At 74.0% G+C, this 14,755-nt stretch carries 16 protein-coding genes; 12 read left to right on the forward strand and 4 right to left on the reverse strand.

The window, feature by feature from the left end; genetic code table 11:
* Positions 1 to 90 precede the first annotated feature (90 nt).
* Entirely contained in the window at positions 91 to 945 is an 855-nt protein-coding gene (locus tag ACFVWU_RS35475; protein WP_387628563.1) for a hypothetical protein, read from the reverse strand.
* Between the two features lie 248 nt (positions 946 to 1,193).
* Here ACFVWU_RS35475 and rpe point away from each other — a divergent pair, with 248 nt between their 5' ends.
* Together rpe and ACFVWU_RS35485 are read left to right on the forward strand one after the other, a co-directional pair.
* Positions 1,194 to 1,877, forward strand: a complete 684-nt coding sequence (gene rpe / locus ACFVWU_RS35480) for a ribulose-phosphate 3-epimerase (protein WP_387628564.1) — start codon at positions 1,194 to 1,196, stop codon at positions 1,875 to 1,877.
* A 141-nt stretch (positions 1,878 to 2,018) separates the two neighbouring features.
* A complete protein-coding gene (locus ACFVWU_RS35485; RefSeq protein WP_387628566.1) occupies positions 2,019 to 2,978 on the forward strand; it encodes a pirin family protein in 960 nt (319 codons plus the stop codon).
* A gap of 261 nt (positions 2,979 to 3,239) precedes the next feature.
* Here the strand turns inward: ACFVWU_RS35485 and ACFVWU_RS35490 are convergent, their stop codons facing one another.
* On the reverse strand, positions 3,240 to 3,659 hold the full coding sequence (locus tag ACFVWU_RS35490; RefSeq protein WP_387628568.1) for a RidA family protein: 420 nt from the start codon (positions 3,657 to 3,659) through the stop codon (positions 3,240 to 3,242).
* Positions 3,660 to 3,671: 12 nt separating this feature from the next.
* Positions 3,672 to 4,292 carry a phytanoyl-CoA dioxygenase family protein gene (locus tag ACFVWU_RS35495; RefSeq protein WP_387628571.1) on the reverse strand — a complete coding sequence of 207 codons (621 nt, stop codon included), beginning with the start codon at positions 4,290 to 4,292 and terminating at the stop codon, positions 3,672 to 3,674.
* A 395-nt stretch (positions 4,293 to 4,687) separates the two neighbouring features.
* Here ACFVWU_RS35495 and ACFVWU_RS35500 point away from each other — a divergent pair, with 395 nt between their 5' ends.
* The 7 genes from ACFVWU_RS35500 (at position 4,688) to ACFVWU_RS35530 (ending at position 10,657) form a co-directional block, all read left to right on the forward strand.
* Positions 4,688 to 5,632: an ACP S-malonyltransferase gene (locus ACFVWU_RS35500; protein ID WP_387628574.1), complete on the forward strand. Its 945-nt coding sequence runs from the start codon at positions 4,688 to 4,690 to the stop codon at positions 5,630 to 5,632.
* A 92-nt stretch (positions 5,633 to 5,724) separates the two neighbouring features.
* Complete coding sequence (locus tag ACFVWU_RS35505) at positions 5,725 to 6,972, forward strand: beta-ketoacyl-[acyl-carrier-protein] synthase family protein (protein WP_387628576.1); 1,248 nt, start codon at positions 5,725 to 5,727, stop codon at positions 6,970 to 6,972.
* 28 nt (positions 6,973 to 7,000) lie between these two features.
* Complete coding sequence (locus ACFVWU_RS35510; protein WP_387628578.1) at positions 7,001 to 8,230, forward strand: beta-ketoacyl-[acyl-carrier-protein] synthase family protein; 1,230 nt, start codon at positions 7,001 to 7,003, stop codon at positions 8,228 to 8,230.
* 70 nt (positions 8,231 to 8,300) lie between these two features.
* Complete coding sequence (locus ACFVWU_RS35515) at positions 8,301 to 8,537, forward strand: phosphopantetheine-binding protein (RefSeq protein WP_350743348.1); 237 nt, start codon at positions 8,301 to 8,303, stop codon at positions 8,535 to 8,537.
* Between the two features lie 61 nt (positions 8,538 to 8,598).
* Positions 8,599 to 9,456, forward strand: a complete 858-nt coding sequence (locus ACFVWU_RS35520; RefSeq protein WP_387628582.1) for a cyclase family protein — start codon at positions 8,599 to 8,601, stop codon at positions 9,454 to 9,456.
* Positions 9,457 to 9,459: 3 nt separating this feature from the next.
* A complete protein-coding gene (locus ACFVWU_RS35525; protein WP_387628583.1) occupies positions 9,460 to 10,224 on the forward strand; it encodes a 4'-phosphopantetheinyl transferase superfamily protein in 765 nt (254 codons plus the stop codon).
* The gene (locus ACFVWU_RS35530; protein WP_387628584.1) at positions 10,217 to 10,657 is read left to right on the forward strand and encodes a MarR family winged helix-turn-helix transcriptional regulator; all 441 of its coding nucleotides are present in this window, start codon (positions 10,217 to 10,219) and stop codon (positions 10,655 to 10,657) included. The genes ACFVWU_RS35525 and ACFVWU_RS35530 overlap by 8 nt, the downstream gene beginning before the upstream one ends.
* Before the next feature lie 54 nt (positions 10,658 to 10,711).
* Here ACFVWU_RS35530 and ACFVWU_RS35535 read toward each other — a convergent pair whose 3' ends face one another.
* On the reverse strand, positions 10,712 to 11,770 hold the full coding sequence (locus tag ACFVWU_RS35535; protein ID WP_387628587.1) for a hypothetical protein: 1,059 nt from the start codon (positions 11,768 to 11,770) through the stop codon (positions 10,712 to 10,714).
* 243 nt (positions 11,771 to 12,013) lie between these two features.
* Between ACFVWU_RS35535 and ACFVWU_RS35540 the strand changes: the two genes are divergently transcribed.
* From ACFVWU_RS35540 to ACFVWU_RS35550, 3 genes are all read left to right on the forward strand, one after another.
* Positions 12,014 to 13,063, forward strand: coding sequence for an alpha/beta fold hydrolase (locus tag ACFVWU_RS35540; RefSeq protein ID WP_387628590.1), 1,050 nt, complete (start codon positions 12,014 to 12,016; stop codon positions 13,061 to 13,063).
* A gap of 144 nt (positions 13,064 to 13,207) precedes the next feature.
* Complete coding sequence (locus ACFVWU_RS35545) at positions 13,208 to 13,723, forward strand: MarR family winged helix-turn-helix transcriptional regulator (protein ID WP_387628592.1); 516 nt, start codon at positions 13,208 to 13,210, stop codon at positions 13,721 to 13,723.
* Between the two features lie 3 nt (positions 13,724 to 13,726).
* Entirely contained in the window at positions 13,727 to 14,632 is a 906-nt protein-coding gene (locus ACFVWU_RS35550; RefSeq protein ID WP_387628595.1) for a DNA-3-methyladenine glycosylase family protein, read from the forward strand.
* Positions 14,633 to 14,755 lie beyond the last annotated feature (123 nt).

A 14,755-nucleotide genomic window follows, 5' to 3' on the forward strand; every position in this document is an offset into this window, starting at 1 on the left:
GACCACGGTGGCGGGCCCGGTAACCCCGTGGGGCGTGTGATGGCGGTCACACGGGACGGGGGCCGTTCTCGGCCCCCCACATCCGGCCGGCTACCGGTGCACCGGCGGCATCGCGAGCGGGTTGATCGGCATCTGCTCGCGACAGAGCGCCGCGATCGGCTTCAAGGCGGCGGTCAGGCGGTCGAGTTCGTCGTGCGGCAGGCCCTCCCACACCCGGCCGGCGGCCAGGTCGGTGGCGGCCTCGACGGACCGGTGCCGGACCCGGCCGAGCTCGGTGACCGCCCCCTCCGCCGTCAGCCAGCCCCGCTCGACCAGCCGCGCCGCGGCGGCCGCCCACTCCTCGTCCGTCCATCCGCGCAGCGGCTGGAGCACCTCGCGGCTGGCGTCCAGCGCGCAATGGAGCACGGGTGCCTCGCAGCCGTCCAGCCCGGCGGCGACCAGCGCGGCGACGTGGCCGTCGCCGCGGTGCTCGCGCAGCACGGTGGCGGCCTGCCACAGCCGCCCGTACACGTCCGCCGGTCGGGGGAGCGCGGCGTTGGCGGCGGCCAGCACCCGGCCGGCGCAGTCCAGTCGGGCCACCGCCTCCTCCAGCGCGGTCGCCGCGGACTCGACCTGCTCGGGCTCCACCGGCGCCAGCAGTCGGGCCAGCGCCGCCGCCGAGCCCTCGGTCCGGGCGGTCAGGGCCTGCTCGGGGCTCGCGTGCGTCCACGCCTCGGGCAGTGCCCGCTCCACCGTCGCCGGGGCGAAGCTGAAGAAGGCGGCGATCACCGGCGGTGCGTCCACCGCGCCCAGTGGGGCCGAGCGGCCGGCGAAGTAGCCGCGCCAGCCGCCGTCCAGCCCGGCCGCCTCGAAGGCCGCCCGGCTCTCGGGCTGGAGGAAGGTGACGGCGTACACCGGCTCGAAGAGCCACCACAGCGTGCGGGCGGGGTGGACGGGATCGGACATCGGGAGGCCTTCCTCGGGGGAGCTTGCCGGCTGGACGGGGACGGCCCGGTGGGCACGGGGCGCACTGGGGGTCGCTCAGGTGCTGATGGCCACGGTGGTGGTCCCGGTAACCACGGGCGGCCTGTGATGCCGGTCACGCGGGGGCCGCGGGGTGCGGTCGCGGGCAGTGCGGCGCGAGATGATGGGACGAGGTGCCCGTGGTCCGGGCGCCCCGCCCTCGCAAGCCCCTCGCACGAAGGTAGTCGGCCATGCCCCAGATCAGCCCCAGCATCCTCTCCGCCGACTTCGCTCGGCTCGCCGACGAGGCCGAGGCCGTCCGGGGCTCCGACTGGCTGCACGTGGACGTCATGGACAACCACTTCGTGCCCAACCTGACGCTGGGCGTCCCGGTGGTCGAGTCGCTCGCCCGGGCCACCGACATCCCGCTCGACTGCCACCTGATGATCGAGGACCCGGACCGCTGGGCCCCGCAGTTCGTGGAGGCCGGCGCCGGCTCGATCACCTTCCACGTCGAGGCCGCCGCCGCGCCCGTCCGGCTGGCCCGGGAGATCCGTGCCAAGGGCGCCCGCGCCTCGATGGCGCTCAAGCCGGGCACCCCGATCGAGCCGTACGAGGACCTGCTGCCCGAGCTCGACATGCTGCTGATCATGACGGTCGAGCCCGGCTTCGGCGGCCAGGCCTTCCTGGACATCATGCTGCCGAAGATCCGCCGGACCCGGGAGCTGATCGCCAAGCACGACCTGGAGCTGTGGCTGCAGGTCGACGGCGGCGTCTCGGCCGCCACCATCGAGCGCTGCGCCGAGGCCGGCGCCGACGTGTTCGTGGCCGGTTCGGCGGTGTACGGGGCCGAGGACCCGGCCGAGGCCGTCCGCAACCTGCGCGAGCTGGCCGCCAAGGCGAGCGCGGACGCCTGGTGGGCCTGCGAGCACTGAGGTCCCGCTACTTTGCGACACCGCTGACCGTGGCACCGCCGGATGGCCGGGCGCGGGTGGAGGAGCGGCGCACCGTGATGGATGATCGGTGACGACGCACCCCTCTCCGCCCGGCCCTCCTCGTACGGTGGTGGAACCGCGATGAGCAACCTCGACCTCAGGCCCGCCCGGACCAGCTGCGGCCGCGAGGCCAGCCGCGGCCCGGTGAAGGATCTTCTGGCGGGCCGTCAAGTCCCGCTCGGCGAGAGCACGGTGGTGCGCCGGCTGCTGCCCAACCTGGGCCGCCGGATGGTCGGCGCCTGGTGCTTCGTGGACCACTACGGCCCCGACGACATCGCCGACCAGCCGGGCATGCAGGTCCCGCCGCACCCGCACATGGGCCTGCAGACGGTCAGCTGGCTGCACCAGGGCGAGGTGCTGCACCGCGACAGCCTGGGCAGCCTGCAGACCGTCCGGCCGTACGAACTGGGCCTGATGACCTCGGGCCGGGCGATCTCCCACTCCGAGGAGTCCCCGCGCCCGCACGCCCGCTACCTGCACGGCGCCCAGCTCTGGGTCGCCCTGCCGGACGCGCACCGGCACGCCGCCCCCGCCTTCGAGCACCACCCCGACCTGCCCGTGGTCGCCGCCCCGGGCCTGCGCGCGACCGTCATCCTCGGCACCCTGGACACCGCCACCTCGCCCGGCACCACCTACAGCCCGCTGGTCGGCGCCGACCTGGCCCTCACCGAGGGCGCGGACCTCAGGCTCCCGCTGGTTCCCGAGTTCGAGTACGCCGTCCTCGCCATGGCGGGCCGCATCGACGTCGACGGCGTTCCGGTCGAACCCGGCTCGATGCTCTACCTCGGCTGCGGCCGCGCCGAACTCCCCCTCCTCGCCCGCTCCGACGCCTCGGTGCTGCTCCTCGGGGGCGAGCCCTTCGAGGAACGGATCGTCATGTGGTGGAACTTCATCGGCCGCTCCACCGAGGACATCGCCCGGGCCCGCACCGACTGGATGACCGGCACCCGCTTCGGCGAGGTCCACGGCTACGCCGGTGCCCGCCTGGCCGCTCCGGAGCTTCCCGCGCTCCCGCTGAAGGCGCGTGGGCGCGAGCGCTGACCTGCGCGTTCGTGGGGCGGGGAGGCCGTCGATCCGGCCGGACTCCCCGCCCCGGCGCCTCCGCACGGACGTCGGGCCGGCCTGTTCCGCGCGTCCTCGGCACCGCCGGCCCTCAGCGCACCGTGTCCCTGCCGCACGGCGGTTCAGGCCGAGGGCGCGGACTTCGCCCGTGGCCTCCGGCCCCGTCGAGCGTCCGCGCTACGGCCGTCCCGGTAAGTCCGTGACGACGCCCCGAGCGGCGTCGTCGCGAACTCGCCGCTGTCAGCCGTCGCCGCTGCCGGCCACCGCGACGGCGCGGATCTCGACCACCAGCTCGGGAAGCGCCAGCTGGGTGACTCCGACCGCGGTCCACGACGGGTGCAGCTCGGTCAGGTACTCGTCCTTGACCCGGCTGAACGCCTCCATGTCCCCGCGGAGGTCGGTGTGGAAGGTCGACAGGTCGACGACGTCGGCCAGGCTTGCCCACGCACCCCGGAGGGCGGACTTCAGGCCTTCGAACGCGAGCCGGGTCTGGGCCTCCACTCCTTCGGCGGGCGCCAGGGTGGCGGTGTCGATCCCGACCTGACCCGACACCCAGATCGTGTCGCCGACGCGGGTCGCCTGCGAGAAGTGCAGCGCGTCGTAGATCGCCTGGGTGGGGGACGGGTTGATCAGTTGACGCTTCATGTCGTGGGAACTCATGGTGGGATCCGTTCAGACGAGCTTGCGGAAGACGGGCGAGCGGAACGGCTCACCCTCGTTCAACTTCGCCATCTCCTCGACGAAGAGGACGCCGTTGCGGGCGAAGGGGTGCCCCTCCACGTCCGGAAGGGCACGGAACACCGCGTCGTCGCCGAAGAAGCGCAGGACCAGCGTGTGACGGTCCGGGCAGCCGGCGTCGACGGCGGGGCCGCTGTGCAGCGAGCGGGGGTGGATCACGACGACATCGCCGGGCTCGGTCGCCCACGAGGCCACGTCGTAGGCGGCGGGGTCGAGCGCGCGCTCGGCCTCCACGTCCGGCAGGCGGGGCAGGCTGCCGTCGCCGTAGAGGGGCTCGGTGGGGTCGTCGGGGTTCGCGAAGGTGGTGCCGTCGTACTGGGCGCCCTGATGGGAGCCGCGGACGACCTCCAGCGAGTACTGCTTGGTGAGCGGCTGGAACGTGATCCACGCGTTGCCCCAGTGCTCGCCGGCCCACGGCAGGTAGGCGGTGTCCTGGTGCCAGGCGCTGCGGGCGCCCTTCCCCCCGGCCTTGAGGAACACCTCCTCGGCGAAGTACCAGACGTTCTTCGAGCCCCACAGCTCGGCGAACAGCCGGCCGAAGGGCAGGGAGGACACCAGGTCGTCCAGCCGGTCCTTGGCGAGCGGGTTGGCGTTGTCGACGAGCGACTGCTGCTCTGGGACGGGTAGGGCGTGGTGGTGGGGTCGAGGGTCGCCTGGGGGTCTTCACCGTCACGCTCACGGTGTTCGGCCAGGGCGAACGCCCGCGGACGGCCGGATCGCCGTCCCCGTGAAGGCCCGGGGGTGTGAGTGCTGACCTGCGGGATCAACGAAAAGGCCCGGTTCGGACGAATGTCCGGACCGGGCCTTTCGCGTGTGTTCGGGGGCTCGTTGAGGGCTGGGCGAGGGTCAGGCAAGGGGAACTGATGGTCGGATGAGCTGATTGACAGTCTAAGAAACCATCAGTCATGCTGACATTCAAGAATGGTGATGCACAGAGAGGGTGGCAGCTCATGGGGCACCGGTACGCGTTCCTCTTCCCCGGGCAGGGCAGCCAGCACGTGGGCATGGGGGCCGACCTGTACGAGCGGTCGCCCTTCTTCGGACAAGTGCTGCGCCGGGCCGGGGCGATGGTGGGGCAGGACATCGAGGAGGCGGTGCTGGTCGGTCCGGCCGAGCGGCTGACCGAAACGGTGCCGACCCAGTTGTCCGTGCTGGCTCTGTCGTGCGCGCTGACGGCCGAGTTGGACCTGCTCGGGCTGGCCCCGGCCGTGGTGGCCGGGCACAGCCTGGGGGAGTACTCGGCGCTGGTGGCGGGCGGCTGGCTCGACCTGGACGACGCGTTGGTGGTGGTCGCCAACCGGGCGGCCGAGATGGCGGATTGCTGTGTGGCGACGCCGGGGGCGATGGCCGCCGTGCTGGGGATGGACCCGGCGACGGTACGGGCGGCCGCCGCCGAGGTGTCCGGCACGGTGGTGGTCGCCAATGCCAACAGCCCGCGCCAGTCGGTGGTCTCCGGGGAGAGCGAGGCCGTCCGGCTGCTGTCCGGGGAGCTGCTGGAGCGGGGCGCCAAGGCGGTGATCCCGTTGGAGGTGCACGGCGCCTTCCACTCGCCGCTGATGGCGCAGGCGGAGGACCGGCTGGCCCCGCTGATCGCCGACCTGCCGCTGCACGCCGGCCACACCCCGCTGATCAGCAGCATGACCGGCCAGTTGGTCACCGACCTCACTTCCTACCGTCGCCTGCTGGCCCGTCAGATCGCCGCCCCCGTGGAGTGGGTCGGCGTGATGGAGACCTTGCGCGCGGAGGCCGTGGACACCTGCATCGAGGTCGGTCCCGGCACCGTACTGCGCGGCCTGCTACGGCAGTTCGACCGCAAGGCGGTCTCCGCGTCCTGCGCCGGCTGGGGCGACGCGATGGCACTCACCGTGGGCGACGAGCACCTGCTGGTGGCTTAAGGCCTGGCCCGACCGGCCGCAAGAGCCCGACCGGCCGTAACGAGCACTGAGCACCGACCACTTCACCGACCGAGAGGGACAAGGAGAGCGCGATGCGTCGAGTCGCGATCACGGGCCTGGGGGTCCTGGCCCCCAATGGCATCGGAAAGAAGAACTTCGCCGAAGGCCTCTGGGAGGGCCGCAACGGCGTCTCCCGCATCGGCTCCTTCGATGCCGCGGGATTCAACTCGCAGATCGCCGGCCAGTTGCCGCCGGTGGTCCTGCCCGGCAGCCCGGCCGAGGAGCCGGACGGCGACGACCGGGTGGTCCGGATCGCCCTGGCCGCCGCGTACGAGGCGATGGCCGACGCCGGACTGGACGGACCGGGCGAGGTCGACCCGTTCCGCACCGGTGTGGTGATCGCCAACGCGATCGGCGGCACCAAGTTCATGACCGAGCACTTCCCGGGCCTGACGGCGGGCGGCACCGGCCCGATCGACGTGGCCGCCGCGCACCGCCGGCTGCACCTGTCCGCGACCTTCAACACCCCGACCGCCGCGGTCGCCGACGCCTTCGGCCTGTACGGCCCGGCGGTCACCCTGACCACCGGCTGCACCGGCGGCAACGACGCGGTCGGCTTCGCCTTCGACGCCATCCGGCGCGGCGACGCCGACGTGATGGTGGCCGGCGCCGCCGAGGCCCCGATCACCCCGTTCGTGGTCGCCTGCTTCGACGTGATCGGCGCACTGTCGGTGCGCAACGACGACCCGGAGCACGCCTCCCGCCCGTTCGACCGGTTCCGGGACGGCTTCGTGCTGGCCGAGGGCGCGGGCATCGCGGTGCTGGAGGAGTGGGAGCACGCCCGCGAGCGCGGCGCCGTGATCCTCGGCGAGGTGCTCGGCTTCGGCAGCAGCGCCAACGCCTTCCACATGACCGACCTGGCCGAGCACGGCACCGACCTCGCGCGCTCCTTCCAACTCGCTCTGGATGACGCGAAGTTGCCCGCCGAGCGGATCGGTTACGTGAACGCCCACGGCTCCTCGACGCCGCAGAACGACGTCTGCGAGACCAACGCCGTCAAGCTGGTGCTCGGCGAGCAGGCGTACCGGACGCCGGTCAGCTCGATCAAGTCGATGGTCGGCCACGCGCTGGCCGCCGCCAACGCCCTGGAGTTCGTGGCCTGCGTGCTCGCGCTGAACGAGCACCGGCTGCCGCCCACCGTCAACCACGTCGAGCCGGGGGAGCACTGCGACCTCGACTACATCCCGAACACCGCCCGCGAGGCGACCGTGGACGCCATCGCCAGCCTCTCCAGCGGCTTCGGCGGCATCCACTCGACGGTCGTCCTCGGCCGCGCCTGAGCCACCCGACGGAACGAGAGGACACGAGATGCGCAAGGTCGTCATCACCGGGGCGGGGCTGGCTCTCCCGGGCGCCCGCACCACCGAGCAGTTCTGGGACCTGGTCGGCGCGGCCCGCCCGGCGGTCGCCGAGATCGACCGCTTCCCGACCGAGCCGTACACCGCGCACCGCGCGGGCGTCGCCGGGGACGAGGCGGTCGCCTCGATCCCGCTGCGGCTGCGCAAGCGGATGGACCGTTTCTGCCAACTGGCCCTGGTCGCCGCGCAGGACGCGCTGGCCGCCGCCGGCCTGGACCCGGCCGAGGCCCCCGAGGGGGTCGGCGTCTACCTGGGCAACATGTACGGCGGCTGGGAGATCACCGAGGAGAGCATGCGCCGGCTCTGCCAGGTCGGCTACACCGGCGTCAGCCCGTACATCGCCTCGGCCTGGTTCCCCACCGCGCCGCAGGGCCAGATCAGCATCAAGTGGGGGATCAAGGGCTTCTCCAAGACCGTCGCGGCGGACACCGCCAGCGCCGCCGTGGCGATCGGCTACGCGGTGCGGGCGATCGCCGAGGGCCGCGCGGAGGCGATGCTGGCCGGCGGCGCCGAGGCGCCGGTCACGCCGTACACCTACACCTTCTGCGAGACCAGCGGGCGGCTCACCCCGGGCGACTACCGGCCGTTCGGCGCCGGGGCGGACGGCTACCTGGTGGGCGAGGGCGCGGTGGTCTTCACCCTGGAGTCCGAGGAGGGCGCCAGGGCGCGCGGCGCCGAGATCCTCGCCGAGGTCGCCGGGTTCGCCGCCGGGCACGCCGGCTCGGACCAGGTCTTCGGCCGCACCGGCACCGACGTGCTGACCCACGTGGCGCAGACCGCGCTGAAGGAGGCCGAGGTCGCCCCGCAGGACCTCGACCTGATCGCCCTGGACGCGCAGGGCACCGTCTACGCCGACGCCGGCGAGGTCCGGGCGGTGGCGGACCTGCTCGGGGCGGGCGCGGTCGACCAGGTGCCGTGCACCACCGTCAAGCCGGTCACCGGCCACCTGCTCGGCGCGGCCCCGGCCGTGGACCTGCTGGCCGCGCTGCTGGCGATCCGCAACGGAGCGGTGCCGCCGGTGGCCGGGATCACCGCGGGGGAGCGGGAGGCGACCGAGCTGGACCTGATCGTCGACGCCCCCCGGGTGCGGCCGGTGCGCACCGCGCTGGTCAACGCGCGCGGGGCGGACGGCACCGTGGCGGCCCTGGTGTTGCGCGGGCCCGCCGCCGACACGGACTGACGAACGGGCCAGATGAACTGACGGCACGTCAGAGACACACCGAACACAACCAGTCGAGGGAGAACCCGAGATGAGTACCCAGACCCTGTCCACCTTCGACCGGCTCAAGGCCGTGCTGGTCGAACTCGGCATCGAGGCCGAGGAGATCGTCCCGGAGGCGCAGCTGCGCGCCGACCTGGACATCGACTCCGCCGAGCTGGTCGAGACCGTCGCCTCGTTGGTGGGCGGCCAGGCCCCCGACGGCAAGGCGCTGAAGAACGTCCGTACGGTCGCCCAGCTGGTCGAGTTCCTGGACGGCCGGATCTGAACCGCGGCTCGCCCGCCCGCGCGGTGGGCGAGACCTTCGACAGGCGAAGAGAGGAGGCGTGATGACAGAGCACGAGGGCCCACCGCCCGCGGTGCCCGGGCTCCGGCTGATCGACCTGAGCGTCATCGTCCAGGACACCCCGAGCGAGGCGACCCCGGTCGAGGTCGAGGTCCTCGACCACGAGACCGGCGCCGTCGTGCTCGGACTCGGTCCGGACGCATTCCCGGACGGCATGGCGGTCTCCAGCGAGACCGTCACGCTGACCACCCACACCGGGACGCACATGGACGCGCCCCTGCACTACGGGCCGGAGTCCGGCGGCGCGCCCGCGAAGAGCATCGACCAGGTCCCCCTGGAGTGGTGCTACGGGCCGGGCGTGCGCCTGGACGTCCGCCATGTGCCGGTCGGCAGCGCGATCACGGTGGACCAGCTGATCGCCGCGCTGGACGAGGCCGAGCACGAACTGGCCCCGGGCGACATCGTGTTGCTCTGGACCGGCGCCTCGAAGCACTGGGGCACCGCGGAGTACCTCACCGAGTACGCCGGCCTCTCCGGGAAGGGCACCGCCTTCCTGGTGGAGCGCGGGGTCAAGGTGATCGGCATCGACGCCTGGGGGCTCGACCGCCCGATGGCCGCGATGGTCGAGGAGTACCACCGCACCGGTGACCGCGAGGTCCTGTGGCCCGCCCACATCTACGGGCGGATCAGCGAGTACCTGCAGCTGGAGAAGCTCAACCGGCTGGAGGAACTGCCCGGGCCCACCGGCTTCATGGTGACCTGCTTCCCGGTCGCCGTGGCGGGCGCGGGCGCCGGCTGGACCAGGGTGGTCGCGATGGTCGGCCCGACCGGGCAGGCCCCCGCGGACCCCGCCGGTCCCGCCCGGCGCGCCGCAGAGCCGGACGGGCGAGAGGCGGACTGAGCCGTGGTGGTCCGCTTGGGGGTCGACGTCTCGGACGTCGGGGACTGGGCGGTACGGCTGCGGCGCACCCCGCAGGTGGCCGCGGTGGCGTTCACCGAGCGAGAGCTCGCCGCCACCGCGGCCGACCCGCGTGCGCTCGCCGAGGTGTGGGCGCTCAAGGAGGCCGTGCTCAAGGCGCTCGGGACGGGTTTCGACGGGATCGGCTGGCGCGGGATCGAGGTGGCGCCGCCCGGTGGCGGGGCCCGGGTGGTCCGGATCGCGGGCGGCCGTCACCCGCCGGGCTTTCCCCGGGTGTTGCGCGGCGCGGTGCGGGAGGTCGGGGGTTCGGTGCTGGCGGCGGTGGTCGCCGCCCCGGGCCTCGGCCACCGCCCGCCGCCGCGGCTGAGCGCCGCCCTGGTGGCCGTCCCGGGCGGCCTGCCGCGCCGGGAGCGGCAGCGGGCCCACTCGGCGGCCGCCCGGCTGGCCGGACGGCGGGCCTGGGAGGCGCTGTGCGCGGGCGCCGGTCGGACGGCCGGGGGGACCCGCTGGGGCCGTACCGGGGCGGGCGCGCCGGTGCTGCGGACGGTGGACGGGCTGCGCGTCCCGGTGGCGCTGGCCCACGGCGCCGGGCTGGCGGCCGCGCTGGTGGCGCTGCCCGCTGCCCGGGTGCCGTCCGAGCCCGAGGACAACCGGCCCGGCGATTCGTGCCGGGGGTCTGGAAAACCATCTCTAGAGCTGACTATCATCGCGCATGACAATCTGCTCGAGGAGGTGACGGTCCATGCCTGAGACCGCGGACACCGCCACGGCCCGGCGGCCCGAGCCCGGTACCGGCCGGCTGCTGCGCCAGGCGGCCGACCGGTTCTCCGACCGGCTGGCCGGGGCGCTCGCGGGCCGCGGCGTGCGGCCCAAGGACCACGCCGTGCTGGCCACCCTGGCGGCCCAGGGCCCCAGCGCCCAGCAGGCCCTCGGCGAACAGCTCGGGATCGACCGGACCAGCATGGTCGGGCTGATCGACCAGCTGGAGGCGCAGGGCTGGGTGGTCCGCCGGCGCAACCCGGCCGACCGGCGCGCCTACCGGATCGAACTGACCGAGCCGGGCGTCCGGCTCGCCGCCGAACTCGCCGCGCTGGAGCGGCAGGTGGACGAGGATCTGCTGGCCGGCCTGGCCGCCGCGGACCGCGGTGCGCTGGGGCGGCTGCTCGACCTGCTGGCGGTGTGACGAAGGCCCGGCGCACGGACGCCGGGGCACGTGGAGCTCACAAGCACCGAAGGCTCAGAACGGGAAGCTCGGCACCGAGACGGCCGAGGCGCGGTAGACCTCGGCCCCGGGACACGCGGCCTGGACGGTGTGCCCGCCGTCCGCGGTCGGCAGGGTGACCAGCACCGGCTCGTGGCCGAACCGCCGGTGCGCCAGCTCCACCCAGTCGACGCAGGGCCAGGGCCCGACGGGCAGCCGCCCGACGGCATGACGGCGCAGCAGCGCGAGCTGCTCGGAGCCCTGGTGCCAGGCCGTCAGCGCCCGAGTGCCGCTCGGGCCGGTCGGCGGCGCGAAGCGGGTGCGCCGGGCGCGGTGCGCACCGGGTCGTACCGTTCGCCCGCCGGAGCCGGGTCCCGGCGGGCGGCCCAACCGGGCGGCCATCGCCTTGAGGAAGGCGTCCTCCAGGGCGGCGCCGGGAGTCGCCCGGCCGCTCACCCCGAAGCTCGCCGCGTCGCCGTCGCCGCGGTGCATCACGACCATGCCGAGCGCGAAGCCGGCCGAGGTCCACAGGAACGCCTCCGCCGTCAGCCCCTGCGCGGGCAGCGCCCGGCGGACCTCCTCGGGCAGCCGGTCGGCCAGCAGCACGGTGGCGTCGGCCAGCCGGGTGTGCGGGTGGCGCCACCAGCGGGCCGCGACGTCCAGCGCGAGCACCTCGGAGAGCGCCGGGCCGGGTGCGGCGGCGCCGTCCAGGACGGGCTCGCGCACGGCGGCGGGGACGGGGGCGGAGAAGAAGATCCGGGCCGGTACCAGGTAGCGCAGCCCGCTGACCGCGCCGACGCCGGAGAGCGCGGGCAGCGGCGGGGCGGCGACGGGCTCCGCGGCGCCGGGGACGAAGTCCGCGGGCCGCAGCGCCCGGACCGGGCCCGGCCCGACGGCCGTCGGGCCGTTGGCGGCCTCCTGCAGGGCGCGCGCCGCGTGGTAGCGGGCGAGCGCGCCGCGCCGGGCGTCCGCCGCGGTGAAGCCGCAGGCGGAGACGGACATGGGGTGGCGGCCGCCGAGGTCGGTCACGGTCGCGCCGTGCACGGCGCCGTGCACCACGGACGTCCAGATGGTCTCCTCGACGGTCATCGTCATCCTCGGCCTTCCGTTCCCCCTGCCTTCCGGACCTCAGTGTGCGGGGCGGCCGACGGGTGCTCCATCCCCAGAACTGTGCAGGGCGGCCGGGGCGTTCCGCCCCGACCTGCGTACTTCGCCGGGGCCGTGGTCTGGTCCTGTCGGCGTCTAGTTCGGCTCGAGCCTGCGGGCCCCGGGCTTCCTTACGCTGCGAACAGCACAGCAACGGAACGTGGCTGCTGGAGCAAGGGGGAAGAGCGAGGGATGAGCAGGCCGACCGGAGCAAGAGGCGGGGAAGCACCGCTGGTCCGCCGCCGCCTGGTCGACGGCGGGCGGCACATCTCGTGGACGGCCGGCGGCGAGGGCCCGGCGCTGCTGGTGCTGCCCGGTTGGGTCTCGCACCTGTCGGTGGACTGGTCGGTCGGGCCGGTGGGCGACTTCCACCGCTCGCTGGCCGAGTCCTTCCGGGTGATCCGCTACGACCCGCCCGGGGTGGGGATGTCCGCCGAGGAGGAGCCGGACTTCTCCCGGGAGCGTCAACTCGCCGATCTGGCGGCGGTGGTGGACGCGTGCGCGGAGGAGCGGGTGATCGTGCTGGCGAGCGGCCTGGCCGGTCCGCTGGCCATGCTGTTCGCCGCCCGGTACGCGGACCGGGTGAGCCGGCTGGTGCTGTTCGGCACCGCGCCGTCCTTCACCGCGGACCGCGACCACCCGGACGGGCTGGCGGACGATCTGCCCGGCGCGGTGGAGCGGCTGGTCCGGGCGGACTGGCACCTCGGCTCCCGGCTGGTGGCCGAGCTGCTGCTGCCGGGGACCAGGCCGGAGGAGGTTCGCTGGTACGCCGACTACCAGCGGATGTGCGCCCAGCCGGAGGCCGCCGCCGCGCTGTTCCTGGACTCCTGCGCGCTGAACGCGTGGTCGGAACTGGCCGAGGTGGCCGTTCCCACGCTGCTGCTGCGCCGGGAGGACAGCTACCTGTGTCCGGCGGCGGTCGCCCGCCGGATGGTGGAGGCGCTTCCGGAGGCGGTGAGCCGGACCCTGCCGGGCGGGGCCTCGCTGCCGTACTTCACCGACCCGGAGACGGTGCTGGCCGAGCTCGTGGCGTTCGCCAACCCCGGTCGGGGGCTGTTGACCGACCGTGAGCTGGCGGTGATCGGCCGGGCCCGGGACGGGCTCTCCAACCGGGCGATCGCCCGGATCCTGGGGATCTCGGAGCACACCGCGGCCCGCCATCTGGCCAACATCAACGTCAAGTTGGGGGTGAACAGCCGGGGCATGGCGGTGGCCAGGGCGATGGAACTGGCCCTGATCTGACCCGTCCGCCGGGTCGCCCGGGATGCTCGTATCCGATATAGTAAACGCGCATAGTAAATGGAGGAGGGGCCCACCCATGTGGGGGATCCAGTACATGCAGACCACCGAGCAGACCCCTGTCACGGAGGGAAAGTGAGCACCGCCATGAACCAGTCCGCAGTGCAGAACCAGCCGGAGGCCGACTTCGAGCGGCCCGCCAAGCCGGCCGAGAGCCCGGGCTTCCTGCTCTGGCGCGTCACCCTCTCCTGGCAGCGGTCCATCGCCGCGGCCCTCAAGCCGCACGACCTGACGCACGTGCAGTTCGTGCTGCTGGCCGGCGCCGGCTGGCTCGGTGCCCAGGAGGGCCCGCCCACCCAGCGCCACCTGGCCGACCACTCCGGCACCGACCCGATGATGACCAGCCAGGTGCTGCGCACCCTGGAGAGCAAGGGCCTGGTCGAGCGGATCCCGGACCTGGTCGACACCCGCGCCAAGCGGGTGCAGGTCACCGAGGCCGGGGCCGCGCTGCTGGAGAAGGCGATGTACGCGGTGGAGAAGGCCGACTCCGAGTTCTTCGCCCCCGTCCCGCGCAACGCGGCGCTCGCCGTGCTGTACGCGCTCTCCGACGAGTGGGGCCAGCCGCTCGCGCCCGGACTGCCCAGCAACCGCAAGGAGGACTGAGCCATGGCCACGGAAGCGGCGGCCCTGCACCTGACGGACATCCGGCTGCCCGCCCGGGAGCCGTTCGACTTCCGGGCCTCCCTCGGCTTCATCGGCTCCTTCCCGGCGATGGCCGGCCAGCAGGGCACCGCGCAGGCGGCGCTCACGCTGGCCGTCCGGGAGGCCGGGGCGACCCTGGGCGTGCGCCTCACGGCGGCGCCCGGGGCGTCCGGTCTGGACGCCCGGCTCGCCGCGGAGCAGCCGATCACCGCCGAGGCGGTGGCGGCGGTCACCGACCGGATCGACTTCTACCTGGGGCTCTCCGACGACCTGGCCGGGTTCTACCGGCTGGCCCGGCAGGACGAGCCCTTCGCGCGGGTGGTGGAGCGGCTGCACGGCTACCACCAGGTCAAGTTCCCCTCGCCGTTCGAGCTGCTCTGCTGGGCGATCCTGTGCCAGCGGGTGCCGATGCCGGTGGCCCGCCAGATGAAGCGGGCCCTGGTCGAGGCGGTCGGCAACCGGATCGACGTGGGCGGTGAGCGGCTCTGGGCCTTCCCGGACGTCGACCAGCTGGCCCGCTTCGAGGAGGCCGAGCTGGTCGCCCTGATCGGCAACCAGCGCAAGGCGAGCTACCTGCACCGCTCGGTGCGGCTCTGGGCCGAGCTGGACGAGCACTTCCTGCGCACCGGCCCGTACCAGGAGGTCCGCGAGCGGCTGCTGAAGCTGCCCGGGATCGGCGAGTGGTCGGCGTCCTTCCTGCTGATCCGCGGGCTCGGCCGGATGGAGCGGATCGTGCTCGACAAGGAGATGAGCCGGGCGGTCCAGCGGGTCTACGGCCGGCCCGTCGACGAGGCGGAGTTCCAGAAGCTGGCCGAGCACTACGGGGCCTGGCAGGGCTACTGGGGCCACTACCTGCGCGTGGGCGGCTGACCGGAGCGCACGGCGTCGCGCACCCGGCGTCGAGCACCCCGCGTCGAACACCCAGCAGAGCGCCCCACCGCGGTCGGACCGCGGTGGGGCGCTCTGGGTTCGGCGTCACGTCAGGTGCGTCAG

This window comes from Kitasatospora sp. NPDC058190, assembly GCF_042883685.1.
Taxonomy (GTDB): Bacteria; Actinomycetota; Actinomycetes; order Streptomycetales; family Streptomycetaceae; genus Kitasatospora.

Excerpts from the sequence above, each read along its gene's own strand:
- ACFVWU_RS35550 (WP_387628595.1), top strand. The coding sequence starts at position 13,727 with ATGGCCACGGAAGCGGCGGCCCTGCACCTGACGGACATCCGGCTGCCC.
- ACFVWU_RS35530 (WP_387628584.1), top strand. The coding sequence starts at position 10,217 with ATGCCTGAGACCGCGGACACCGCCACGGCCCGGCGGCCCGAGCCCGGT.
- ACFVWU_RS35535 (WP_387628587.1), bottom strand. The coding sequence starts at position 11,770 with ATGACGATGACCGTCGAGGAGACCATCTGGACGTCCGTGGTGCACGGC.
- ACFVWU_RS35520 (WP_387628582.1), top strand. The coding sequence starts at position 8,599 with ATGACAGAGCACGAGGGCCCACCGCCCGCGGTGCCCGGGCTCCGGCTG.
- ACFVWU_RS35500 (WP_387628574.1), top strand. The coding sequence starts at position 4,688 with ATGGGGCACCGGTACGCGTTCCTCTTCCCCGGGCAGGGCAGCCAGCAC.
- ACFVWU_RS35540 (WP_387628590.1), top strand. The coding sequence starts at position 12,014 with ATGAGCAGGCCGACCGGAGCAAGAGGCGGGGAAGCACCGCTGGTCCGC.
- ACFVWU_RS35505 (WP_387628576.1), top strand. The coding sequence starts at position 5,725 with ATGCGTCGAGTCGCGATCACGGGCCTGGGGGTCCTGGCCCCCAATGGC.
- ACFVWU_RS35545 (WP_387628592.1), top strand. The coding sequence starts at position 13,208 with ATGAACCAGTCCGCAGTGCAGAACCAGCCGGAGGCCGACTTCGAGCGG.
- rpe (WP_387628564.1), top strand. The coding sequence starts at position 1,194 with ATGCCCCAGATCAGCCCCAGCATCCTCTCCGCCGACTTCGCTCGGCTC.
- ACFVWU_RS35490 (WP_387628568.1), bottom strand. The coding sequence starts at position 3,659 with ATGAGTTCCCACGACATGAAGCGTCAACTGATCAACCCGTCCCCCACC.
- ACFVWU_RS35510 (WP_387628578.1), top strand. The coding sequence starts at position 7,001 with ATGCGCAAGGTCGTCATCACCGGGGCGGGGCTGGCTCTCCCGGGCGCC.
- ACFVWU_RS35485 (WP_387628566.1), top strand. The coding sequence starts at position 2,019 with ATGAGCAACCTCGACCTCAGGCCCGCCCGGACCAGCTGCGGCCGCGAG.
- ACFVWU_RS35515 (WP_350743348.1), top strand. The coding sequence starts at position 8,301 with ATGAGTACCCAGACCCTGTCCACCTTCGACCGGCTCAAGGCCGTGCTG.
- ACFVWU_RS35475 (WP_387628563.1), bottom strand. The coding sequence starts at position 945 with ATGTCCGATCCCGTCCACCCCGCCCGCACGCTGTGGTGGCTCTTCGAG.